Consider the following 12,189-nt stretch of genomic DNA (forward strand, 5'->3'; position numbering starts at 1 on the left):
AGCTCCCATCTCCTTTGGAGAGGGGCTGGGGGTGAGGTCAAAAAACACAATATTGCAAAAATAATCAAATTTCTTAATAAATTGTATTTCAAATACTTAACCTTGTAACTCACGTTACATTATATTTATAAGCCTTCTACAAATGCACTACAAGAATATATAAGTAATTAAAAATCAAATTTTTATTATTTTATGTAAGCAAAAAATTTCAATTTTTATTTACCTTTAATTCACTAAAAGTATAAATACTCAAAACAGAAAATCTATGTGTAGATTACTATTCTTCGTTGGGTTTGTAATGAATTTTATTAACGCAGATGGACAAGAACTGCCTGTTTTATGGGAAACTAAAAATAAATATGATAAAAATTCCTTAGAGCATCTAAAAGCCTTGTCTAGTTTGGCAAAATACTATTCTGAAAGAAAAATATTAGACTCTGCTTTTTACTATTATTATCAAGCTTTGCCTATTGCCGAACAACTTAAAAATGATGAATTGCTTTATAGTTTGTACATAGGATTAGGAAATACTCTTAAAGATAAAGGAGATTTTGATAAGGCTTTATACTACTTCAATAATGCTATAGAATACTACACACAAAAAAAAGACACCAACACCATTATAGGTTGTGTAAATAACCGAGCTTTAATCTACAAAGCCAAAAATAGTAATGATCAGGCACTACAAGAGTATCAGTACGCCTTAAAGTTGCACAATAAAATTACCCAAAATAATGAGGAATGGTATTTCAGAGCAATTATGCTTAAAAATAATATAGCCAATTTATACATTTTAAACAAAGAAATACTTCCCGCTATTAAACTTCTAGAAGAAGCTCTAATATTATGCGAAAAAACCAATAACCTTATACTTGTAGCCAGTACTCAAATCAATTTATCAGAAGCATACTTAAACTATGGAAAACATAAGGATGCTGAAAGTCTGCTACAAAAATCTCTTGCAATTGGCTTAGAAATAAAATCTATGGAAATAGTTCAAGAAAGTTATAGACTACTATCAGATACCTATGAAAAAGAACAAAATAGCCAAAAAGCCTTATTTTTTTTCAAGAAATATGACAGCGTATATAAGAAAATTATCAATGAAACCAACCTTAAACAAATCAATGAATTAGAAGCCAAATATCAAACAGCCAAAAAAGACCAAGCTATTTTACGCAAAGAAAAAGAACTTGAAAAAGCCAACTATGAAAAATCTCGTAATTATTTCCTCATCTGGATGCTCATAAGTTTGCTTCTCATTGCGGTAGTAGGGCTTCGCAACCTCTATCTGCGTAACAAACGCCAGCAAGCGGAAAAGAAAGTAGTCGCCTGCGAATTAGAAAGAACTCTAATGATACAAGAAGAACTAAAAAGCCAACAAGAAGTTCTCAAACATCAATTAGAATACCAACAAAAAGAGCTATTGAGTGCCACTCTCCAAAAAACACAACAACAGGAAGCTATCTTACAAATTAAGGAATTTGTAAAAAAATCTTCTGATAAGAGCCAAGAGAATATTCAAAAAATCAAACAGCTAATAGCCTCTACTGAAAATTTGGAAAAAGACTGGAACGAGTTCAAAATGCGTTTTGAAAAAATACACGAAAACTTTTTCAAAAATCTACAAGAAAAATATCCCGAACTTACTGAAAACGATTTGCGAATGTGTGCTTTCATCAAACTGCATTTAGATAAAAAACAAATTGCCACTCTACTCAATATCACTCCAAAAGCCGTAGAAATGAGCCGTTATCGTCTGAAAAAGAAATTCCACCTTGAACCCGAAGAAGATTTAAGCAAATTTATTCAGAATTTTGAGTAATTTGCACTCAAATCAAATGGAATTGTGTTCAGACTTCAATGCTATTTTGCTGTATCTGTTTTTTTCCTACTATCTTTTCAGCTTTCAGCCCAAGATACGCTACCCAAGCCATTCCATAAAAAACGCTTGTATTGGGTAATAGGAGCAGGCGGGACAGCTTACGCAGGTTCTTTGATACTTCTCAATGAGGCTTGGTACAAAAATAACCCTCGTACCAGTTTTCATTTTTTCAACGATAATCCGCAATGGCGGCAAATAGATAAAATCGGACACGCTTACTCGGCATATCATATTAGTCGTGCCAGCACCGAACTTTTTGAATGGACAGGCTTGCAACGCAAAAAAGCCATTCTTTGGGGAGCTATCACAAGCCAAATCCTAATGACACCCATTGAAGTTTTTGATGGTTTTTCGGCTTCTTATGGGGCTTCTTGGGGCGATTTGCTTGCTAATTTTTCAGGGGCTTTGCTTTGGTGGGGACAAGGGCAACTATGGCAAGAACCGCATTTGCATTTCAAGTTTTCTTTTTCACAAAGCCCTTATGCCCCTTTGCGTCCTGCTGTACTCGGAAAAAATTTGCCCGAGCAAATTCTCAAAGATTACAACGGACAAACCTACTGGCTTTCGGCAGATTTGGCTTATTTTACAAAAATCAAAAATTTTCCCTCTTGGCTCAATCTTGCCATAGGTACGGGAGCTAGCGAAATGGTTTTTGCTCGCGAGCCTGAAAATAATGCCAACGGCTTCCATTCGTTTAGGCGTATTTTTTTAGGTTTAGATTTTCATCTGCAAAATATCCCAACCAAAAATCGCTTTCTCAAAAAAGTTTTCTGGACACTCGGCACTATTCGCTTACCCGCCCCTGCTTTGGAGTATAATTTTAGAAATGGATTTCATTGGCATTGGCTTTATTTTTGATAGAAAAATACCAAACCCAAAGCTCAAAAGCTATGCTATTTGACCTTACAGAAGTTATTTTTGAAAATCGGAACAAACGCTATGGAGCATATCGCCTACGCAAAAATTATCATAAAGCCCTTGCCATTGGCTTTTTAGTGAATTTACCCATTATTTTGTTTCTGGCTCTTGATGTAAAGTTTTTTTCTAAAAAACAACTCAAAACCACAGAAAAGCCCACAGAGCAAGAATTTATGCTACAAGTGCAAGACGTTGAGCTGGAGGACATCAACTTTGATGAAACCCCTATCCTATTGCTTCCACAAGCACCGCCTCCACCAAAAAGTGAAGATAACCCTCAAAAAAACACCGAAACTAACACTGAAACAAACCGAGAAATCAGTGTGGTAGAGGAAAGCACGCAAAATAAACCTTTGCAAAATAATGATATTTCGCCACAAAAGGAAAATAAGCCCAACAAAGATAGCACCCAAAATGCTACTTCTGCTGAAAATGCACCTAACCAGCCCACACAAATCTATTCGCCTGATATGTGGAGCATTTATGTAAAGAAAAATTTACGCTATCCGCCACAAGGCTTGCAAGAACGCAAAGAATGTAATGTTTTTGTTGCTGTAATCATTGATGAAAATGGAAAAATGGAAATAGATAAAGAACGTGCCAATTTCAGCTGTGAAGAGTATTTTAATGAGGAAGTTCGTAGGCTTATTGCCAATGCACCGCGTTTTATTGTGCCAGATGCCAACGGCAAAGCCCAACGCAAAAAACTAATGCTTAAAATCCCTTTTGAGTTACCTAAAAATTAACGCACTAAATTTCATTTTTTTTAGAAAAACCGAATTATCAGAAAAAAACACCATTACCCATTAAACCTTTCTTTCAGTTTTTCATCAAAGCAAAAAAATATTATGAAAAAAATACTCTTACTCTCGCTACTCCTTGTGGCTACTTTGGCTTGCAAGAAAAAAGAAGTAAAACCTTCTATTCCAAGCGATTTATATTTTCCGCCACTGCAAAGTGCAGAATGGGAAAAGATAAAACCCGAAGACCTGGGCTGGAATACTGCCAAAATTGCCGATTTGGAAAACACACTCCAACAAAATGGCACAAGAGCCTTTATGGTTCTGAAAAATGGCAGGATAGTTTTAGAAAAATACTACAACACCGACCTTTTTGGACAAACTTTCACGCAAAATAGTCTTTGGTACTGGGCATCGGCAGGAAAAACGCTTACCGCTACGCTTGTGGGCAAAGCCCAAGAAGAAAATTTCTTGAACATCAATCAAAAGACTTCTGATTTTTTGGGCTTGGGCTGGACAAGCCTCACTGCCGCCCAAGAAAACCAAATTACTATTTGCCACCAACTTACAATGACCACTGGGCTTGATGATGCCGTAGGCAATCCAGATTGTACCACACCCAATTGCTTAGTTTTCAAAGCGAATGCAGGTTCTCGCTGGGCGTATCACAATGCTCCCTACACACTTTTGAGCAAAGTAGTAGAAAATGCGACAGGACAAACCTACAACAATTATTTTGCAAGTCGCATTCGTGATAAAATTGGTATGGACGGCTCTTGGATTGAACAAAACTTCAATAATGTCTATTACAGCACGGCTCGGGCTATGGCTCGTTTTGGAATATTGATGTTAGCCAAAGGTAAATGGCAAAATCAAACTATCCTAAACGACACCAACTATCTGGAAGCAATGATAAACACTTCGCAAAACCTCAATCAGAGTTATGGCTATTTGTGGTGGCTCAATGGTAAAAATTCATTTATGATACCTCAATCGCAACTCGTTTTTAGTGGCAGTATCTGTCCGTATGCACCCGCAGATACTTATGCGGCTATCGGAAAAAATGGACAAATTCTAAACATTGTACCCAGCCAAAACCTTATTGTCGTGCGTATGGGTACAGGTGGGACTTCTACATCTTTGGTTGCCTTTGATATTCAAAACCAGATTTGGCAGAAATTGAGCGAAGTTATACAATAGATTTTACAAAAACTCCTCCAAACGAAACTCTCGGATAGCTCTACCTTGAAAAAAGCTATCCAAATCTTTATGTTCAGTTTTTAGGTGTTCGTCTTTGGGATTGGGGTATTTATTTACGCCAATAAGTACACTTTTTTTCTGCTGAAAATCAACAATTTTCTGCTTGGCTACTGCTTGAATTTGCTGGCTCAATAGCCCTTTGCTTTCATAGGCAACCAATCCTCCTTGTTTTTCAATTTCTTGAAGCAAATTCCAACTTCTTTGAGCAAGCTCGTAAGCCAAATACTCTACAAAATAAGTACCTTGTGTGGCATTTTTTACAAAATCAATTTTGCTTTCGTAATGCAAAATTCTATCTATGCAAGTGGCAATATATTCACTTTCTCTATTTTCTGCTCCTCCCAAAAAATAATCATAAGGAATAGCAGAAACTTCGTCTGCTCCTGCCAAACGAGCCGCCATTACCTCCAAAGTGCTTCTGATGATATTATTGTAGGCATCACGAGCCGATTTGTTGATAAAAGCATTTACAGCAAGCAAACGAGGATAGGTTTCACTTTCTTTACCCAAATACTGCACCAGTAGCCGATTTACTAAAAAAGGAATAACTTGTAATTTGGCTACTTCCATAAAGAAATTACTACCCACTGCTACTACTATCTGCAATTTTTTAAAAAAATTTTCAAGGTCAAAATTTTTTGACTGCAACTTTTGTAAATACACATTCACAATAGCCAATGTAGTAGCAATTTCTTGAATAGCATTTGCCCCTGCATTATGCAAAAAAGCCGTATGAATGGTAATATAATCGTCTTGCAATACACTTTCCAAAAAGTTTTCAAAAGCTGTTTCGTCCCAATTTCTACCACTACTGAGCCAATCGCCAATATGCTCTGCTACTTTACCCGTAGCCCCCGCAGGTAAAGTGAAAGTTTTATCTCGCAGTAGGCTTTGAGCAAGTGCTTTTGAAAATTGCACATTTACATCTTCTTGCGTGTAGAAAGGCTTAAGAGGAATTCCTTCGTAATTTTTAGCCAAGATTTCTTCCAATGGCTTGCCTTTCAGGTCTTTTTCTATTTGCAAAAGCCACTCTTGCGGCGAAACAGATTGAAATTCAGAAAAAAGCATATTTTTTTGTTTTGGGTTGAATAAATTTATCTTGAAAATTACAGCCTCAAAAACCTGTATTCATAAACTTTTGGTTCAATTTTATCAGCAAGTGTTTGCAATTTTTTACGTAAGCAGGCAATCAGTTCATTATAGATTTCATCATTGCTTTTATTGTTCATTTTTCCTTTTTCATTTCTACCCTGAAAATATTCTTTAATGTCGTAAAGCGAAGCATTAGGGTTGTAAGTTCCAGGTATAAATTTCTGGCTATGGTAATATTTCCAAAGATTTCTGCCTGCTTCAAAAACCGCTTGAGCTTCAGCAGAAAATTCAAGAGGTGTAGTTCTGATTTTTTCAGGCTCATAAAGATTTCCATTGCCATTAGGCTTGAGTTTTCCTTGAATAAATTTATTCATAAAATTACTATCAAATTTTTCTTTGGCATTTACTTCTTGCTCTGCAAAAGGTATCCAGTGATTTGTACCTTCTTTGCTTGTAATACGATTTTGCCCGTGAAAAAGTGTAAAGGTCAGACAATCATTTTGAAATTCGGTATCATTTTCCCATTTATTATTAGGACAAAGGAATTGATCTCTATCGTTGAGCCAAGTAGGTTCTATACAATGACGAACAGCAAAGTAAATAGCCCCCTGAATAATATTATGCTCACTGAAACTCCAAAAATTAAAATGTTCTATGCCTTTTTTTATAGAAATGTAAAGTTGTGAGTTATGTTGAAAATCAGGTGCAGGATTACCCATATAACCCAATCCATTGCCATTTCCATTTTTGTAATCAAATGTTTTTATCCATTTGTTAATACTTTGAGGCAATTCGCCAAAGAAAGTCTTTTGCCCAATTTTCTGCTTATTGTTTTTAAGATAAACATCACAAACCACTTCATTCATTTTTTCTTTTACAGCCAAATTCCAAATTGTAAAACCTATTGGAAAATTCCCCTTTACATTATCAAAGGTATTAGCAGGGACAACAAAACCATCTAAATATTTAGCTTTGAAAAAATCTCTAAATTTATCAAAATTACTACCCTGAACAAACTTCAATTTAGAAAAAGTGCCTAATAAGCAATTCGGGATTTTTTCATAAACTTGAGCCATAAATAAAGCAAAAACTTCGTTAGAAGCATTGCCAATTTTGTTTTTGAAATCTAAATTTGCTTTATGTGCTGTGGCAACACCTGCTTTATTTTCCCCTGTTTTTGTTACGGTTCTTGCGGTGGTGGCTTCGGCATAGGGTGGATTGATAAAAATAACTAACTTTTTTCGCTTTTTTTCATCTATGATAATTTTGTACAAGCTTTCGGGCAATTTCCCTCCTTTAGATTTAGGCAAAAAGCTATCATTCAGAAAGTCAAATTGAAAAACGTGTTCTTGCAAAAGGTTTGCTCCATTTTCTATGCGGTCGTGCATTACTTCCACATCTTGGACATCTATGGTAGAAGCAAAAATATGGTATTTGTTTATTAAACCCGCCAGTAAATTACCTGTACCTGCGGCACAATCCCACACATAATATTCATCTTGCCAGTTTTCGCCCAATAGTTTTGCAAAATATTCTTGTGCCAACTCTACCCAAATTTGAGGCGTGAAAAAACTCCCTTTTCTTTCTCTTATATCTTGTGGTACAAGCAAATCCCTACGCTCTACGATATAATCCCAATACTCTTCTTTGGGCGGTCTTTCATATTTATTCCAAAACTGCGTATGAGCCACTTGCTTATCTATGAAATCAGTACGCATACTGCTAAACATTCCCATTTGATTGATTTTTCTATCTACTTGATAATGGTCTTTGTTTAGCAATACAAAAAGTTTTTCTTTGAGAGTAACATTTTCTTGCGAGAGCAGGTCGGCAAGATAGAAATCGCCATCAATAATTCCATTTTGTTTGGCTATATCCCAATTTACAGCAATAGTAGGTTTGACGGTCTGCAGCCATTTATTGTAAATGATGATAAAATTATTTTTATCAATTTTAATTTTAGTAACTCCCCGCTTGCTCTCACGAAAATTATGTTTGATAAAATAACGCAATTCGCTATCATCTTTGCCAAAAGTAAAAATGAGAGCCTTTTGGTCAATTGTATTTTTTACCTTATCAAAGACAAGTTTAAATTCTTTTGTTTCGTGATTGGAAGGAGTTACATTCCAATTAAAATCGTTTAAGTAAAAAACTTCGTAAATATCGCTATAAGGAATGAAAGCAATTTTTTCAGAGTCAAAAGCCCCCAAATAAGCAGGAGGTAAGAATTTATCAAAAGTACGAGCTTTTCCGATAGTTAAAATCAACTGAACAATAGCTCTGTAAAGGTCTGCACTACCTTTTTTAGCTTCAGCCCAAAGCAAAAACTCTTGCTCAAAAAGTTCTACCTGACTTTGATGTATGGCTACACAAAAATCTACATTGCCTATAATCTTAGTACAGTCATAAAGCCAAAAATAATCTTTGGCAATTCTGTTTTTAAGTTCTTCTTCTCTAATATTTTGGTATTTCATCAATGTTTTTTTATGTAAAAGAAACGGATTTATTTCTTGAATTGCAAGCAAAACTTGATTACTTTACTTCTGCAAAATTACCCATTCCAAACGATTTTTTTCATTTTTTCGGACTACATTTTGTCGGATAATACGCTGGGGGGCAATTCCTTGCAAAATAAGTTTTTCCTTCAAATCATCTGCCTGTATTTTCAAAAATTCAGTATCGGCGTAATCTTTATCGGCAAAAATAACAATCTTAATTTTCAAATCTTCATTTTTTTCTAAAATTTGAGCTATCTGATAAATTTTGGCTTTATCTATTTCCAAAAAGCCATCTTTATCGGGAAAAGCGGGCTTAAACATTTGCTTTTCCAGTGGCGAGAGTTTGTTTTTAGATTTTTTAGCAGAAATTTCTATCGGCTCACGAATGATGACTTTCAAACCTCCTTTCTGTTCTACTCGGTTGGCTTCGCCTGCCTGTTTGGTCATTTTTTGGGTAGTATCCAAACGTATTTGACTATCTTTTTTAAGCGTATCTTGGGGTTTTTCGGTAGTAGGTTTATCTGTTTGCGTAAGCATTGGGTTGCGAATATCTTGTTTTTCTGTTTTTTGCTTTTGTTTTTTCAGCTTTTTGTTTCTTTCAAAAGGATTTCGCCACAGCAGGCTCACTTCAAAGGCACTTAAAGTTTGCCCTGCCACATTTCTATTGCCAAAAGCAAAATCATAACTGAAGGAAATCTGATAGTTTTTTTGCCAAAAATCAAAACTTGCCACCAAAGCCTTGTTTGTATTGTACCACAATCCTGCTCCCATACGATATTTGTTCTCATTGCGTTCTTTGGCGTTGTAGCGAGCCAAAGCTCCCAGTTGCACATTTCGCCTACTACTTTGCTCAAAGTAGCGTGCCGTAGGGTGGAATGACCAATTATCTTTTTCTGCAAGAAAAAACTCTCCTGTAACATTCCAAAGCAAAGGGATACGACTTACTTCGGCAAACCAAGTAGTATTAGGGCGATTGAGCGTGTAACCTGCAACTCCTACATAATAAAGCAGTTTTTCATCATCTTCACCATACCACAAAAGTCCTGCATTGACAGCAGGAAAATCGGAACGGAAATCTGCCAAAGGTTCGTTGAGAGGCAATGAGGCATCAAAACCATTGATAGTGTATTGGCTTTCGGTAGTGAGCAAACCTGCATTGAGCCTGCGAAAAAAATAGCCTCCCTGCAAACTGAAAGCCAAATGGTCGTATTCACTAAAATTGACACGATACGCCAAATTTGCCAAAATAGCATTGGTTTGCAGAAGTCCCCCTTTGCCTGCTCTTTCATTGAGAGCGAGCAGACCGAAACCTCCCGCTTGATAGTTGGAAGCATCAACCAATGGAAATACAAACTGAAAAGCCGAAGTGCTAATCCCTTGCCCTACGCCAATCTGTTGGCGACGAAAATTGAGCGAAGCCCATACTTCTTGCCTTGCCGCCGCCCAAGCAGGATTTTGTAGCAAAGGAGTAGGCTCGTAATATTGCGAAAAAAGAGCTATTTGTCCCTTTGCCGAAAAGGAGAAAAGTATGATACAGAAAAGAAAAAAGGGTAAAAAAAATGTCAGTTTCAAATTTCAGCCAATTTTTTCATAGAATCGCTACACGAAGTTACTAAATTTTGCATAACATCGTAATATTTTTTCAGTTTTTCCCAATCAGTTGGGGTGCGGAGTGTCATTTTTTCCATTTCAGAAGCTATACGCGAAAGCACTTCGCTTCCAATAAGCGTCGTAGAAGGTTTGAGCTTATGGATTGCCTTATGAAGGTGTTGCAAATCTTTTTGAGCCAAATATTCGCCTATTTTTTCAATATCTTCGGGAATGCTCATCATTAGCGAGTGAAGCATATCTTGCAGAAAATCTTTTTGCCCGTCAGTAATTTTTTGCAGGTAATTCATACTACACAAAGTACGCTTTTCTGTTGGCACTACTTGTTCAAGCATAAACATCAGTTGCTCTTGCGAAAAAGGTTTTAATAGAATAGGATAGGCGACTTTTCGCAATCCCAAACTTCCCGTAGCAAAAAGAATAGCCGTTTTGTGTTTGTGAGAATTATTTTGCTCAAATATTTTTACCATTTCATCACCTTCCAGATCGGGCATTTGCAAGTCAGTAATAAGCAAATCGTAATACTCATTTTTGAGCATTTCAAGGGCTTTTCGGCTTTCGCCGCAAACCTCTACTTCAAAGCCTAATTGTTTGAGCAATTTTTGGGTATAAAGCCTGCTTATGGCAGAATCATCAACCAAAAGGGCTTTCAGGGCAAAAAATTGGTATTTTTGATGTGTTTCAGAAACTTCTTGCTTAGGCAAAAACTCAAATGGAATATTAAACACAAAACTTGTTCCCACATTTTTCTGACTACTCACTTGAATATTTCCGCCAAAAATTTCCACAAGTTGCTTTACTACCGAAAGCCCTAAACCTGTTCCGCCAAGCTCTTGATAAGAAAGATTGCCTACTTGCTCGTATGGGTCAAAAATGCGTTTTGTTTCTTCTTCGTTCATTCCTACGCCTGTATCTGAAACTTCAAATTTGAGTTGGCATTGATTTTCTTGCAGACTTTCCAAGGTAGCCTTTACACTAATTTGCCCTTGTTCTGTAAATTTAATAGCATTGCTGATAAGGTTGTAAAAGATTTGTGTCAGACGCACCTCATCACCTATAAGTGTATGAGGAATGTACTCGTCCATTTCAAAATGCAGTTTCAGATGTTTTTTTTCCAAAATCTGCAAGAAATTGAGTTGTAGGTGCTGAAAAATAGTATTCAGTTGAAAATGTTGCTTTTGCAGACGAATAGAGCCACTTTCCAGCTTAGAAAGGTCTAAAATATCGTCTAAAATAGTGCGTAAATGTTTGGAAGCCGTATAAATACTTTCAATATATTCTTTCAGCTCCCCTGTGGGGCTTTCTTGCTCTAAAATAATCTGCGAAAGTCCTAAAATACCATTTACAGGTGAGCGTAATTCGTGGCTAATTTTAGAGAAAAAGAGGTTTTTCAAATCCCGATTTTTACGTAATTCCTCATTACGCATTTGCAAAATCGTATTTTCTAATTGAATATTTTTATTTTGCAAGTTCAGGTACTCATTTTCAAGCATTGCCAGCCGAGCCAGTTGCTCCATTTCCAAAACACTTTTTTCGCTACGGCTCACATCTTTGATAATGCAAATAATAGGCTTATCGGGGAAACGTTCTTCACGAAACAGCAAAAAATCAAAAAATTTATTTTCATTTTCATTCTCCGAAAGGTCTATACGTGGCAAAAAAATAGTTTTCTCGCTATGGATTGCTTGGCTAATACTTTCTAAAAAAGGGAAAATTGTTACCAAACTTTCTCCGATAGTCATTTCAAAAATACTCTGACAGCTATCTAAAATTATCAAATCATCATCAAGTTTCAAAAACTGATAAAACGATTGCTCCGAGAGATATAGCTTTTTATAGTCAAAAATGCTTAACATATAATTTCTGTTGCAGATGATTTTCTATGATTGAATATGCTCCTTTGTGTTCATTTTTCAAATTTCTGACGAATTGCTTGAATTTCCTCCACTGATAAATTCGTAAGTTTGGCAATTAGTTCATCATTTAAGCCTTCTTTTATGGCATTTTTAACGATTTCTATTGCCTTATCCATTTTTGCTTTCATTTCTATGTTTTTTATTTTCTCTTCTGCCTCCAATTTAGCATTCATTGCTTCGCTGGCTTTCCAATGCAAATAGTCCAAATAGCGGTTGTAGCTGTACTGATTTTCTTTATCCAAACGCATAATATCCAAGGCTTCTCTTGCCTC

General features: G+C 36.0%; 9 protein-coding genes. 4 read left to right on the top strand and 5 right to left on the bottom strand.

The genetic code is table 11. From position 1 onward, the window contains the following. Nucleotides 1-265: 265 nt before the first annotated feature. The 4 genes from ACWITO_RS07250 (at nt 266) to ACWITO_RS07265 (ending at nt 4,743) form a co-directional block, all read left to right on the top strand. Nucleotides 266-1,825 carry a tetratricopeptide repeat protein gene (locus ACWITO_RS07250; RefSeq protein WP_448529329.1) on the top strand — a complete coding sequence of 520 codons (1,560 nt, stop codon included), beginning with the start codon at nt 266-268 and terminating at the stop codon, nt 1,823-1,825. Between the two features lie 24 nt (nt 1,826-1,849). After that, nucleotides 1,850-2,743 carry a DUF2279 domain-containing protein gene (locus ACWITO_RS07255; protein WP_448529330.1) on the top strand — a complete coding sequence of 298 codons (894 nt, stop codon included), beginning with the start codon at nt 1,850-1,852 and terminating at the stop codon, nt 2,741-2,743. Between the two features lie 32 nt (nt 2,744-2,775). Continuing rightward, nucleotides 2,776-3,549: a hypothetical protein gene (locus ACWITO_RS07260; protein WP_448529331.1), complete on the top strand. Its 774-nt coding sequence runs from the start codon at nt 2,776-2,778 to the stop codon at nt 3,547-3,549. A 102-nt stretch (nt 3,550-3,651) separates the two neighbouring features. Then, a complete protein-coding gene (locus tag ACWITO_RS07265) occupies nt 3,652-4,743 on the top strand; it encodes a serine hydrolase domain-containing protein (RefSeq protein WP_448529332.1) in 1,092 nt (363 codons plus the stop codon). A gap of 3 nt (nt 4,744-4,746) precedes the next feature. Here ACWITO_RS07265 and ACWITO_RS07270 read toward each other — a convergent pair whose 3' ends face one another. From ACWITO_RS07270 to ACWITO_RS07290, 5 genes are all read right to left on the bottom strand, one after another. Next, nucleotides 4,747-5,871, bottom strand: coding sequence for a methylmalonyl-CoA mutase family protein (locus tag ACWITO_RS07270; RefSeq protein ID WP_448529333.1), 1,125 nt, complete (start codon nt 5,869-5,871; stop codon nt 4,747-4,749). A 38-nt stretch (nt 5,872-5,909) separates the two neighbouring features. Next, entirely contained in the window at nt 5,910-8,369 is a 2,460-nt protein-coding gene (locus ACWITO_RS07275; RefSeq protein WP_448529334.1) for a hypothetical protein, read from the bottom strand. A gap of 63 nt (nt 8,370-8,432) precedes the next feature. Then, entirely contained in the window at nt 8,433-9,965 is a 1,533-nt protein-coding gene (locus ACWITO_RS07280; protein ID WP_448529335.1) for a PorP/SprF family type IX secretion system membrane protein, read from the bottom strand. Next, complete coding sequence (locus tag ACWITO_RS07285) at nt 9,962-11,857, bottom strand: ATP-binding response regulator (protein WP_448529336.1); 1,896 nt, start codon at nt 11,855-11,857, stop codon at nt 9,962-9,964. Before ACWITO_RS07285 ends, ACWITO_RS07280 begins: the two co-directional genes overlap by 4 nt. A gap of 50 nt (nt 11,858-11,907) precedes the next feature. Beyond that, nucleotides 11,908-12,189, bottom strand: a 282-nt coding sequence (locus ACWITO_RS07290; protein ID WP_448529337.1) for a hypothetical protein, incomplete at its 5' end; no start/stop codon positions are given.

This window comes from Raineya sp. (assembly GCF_053497555.1).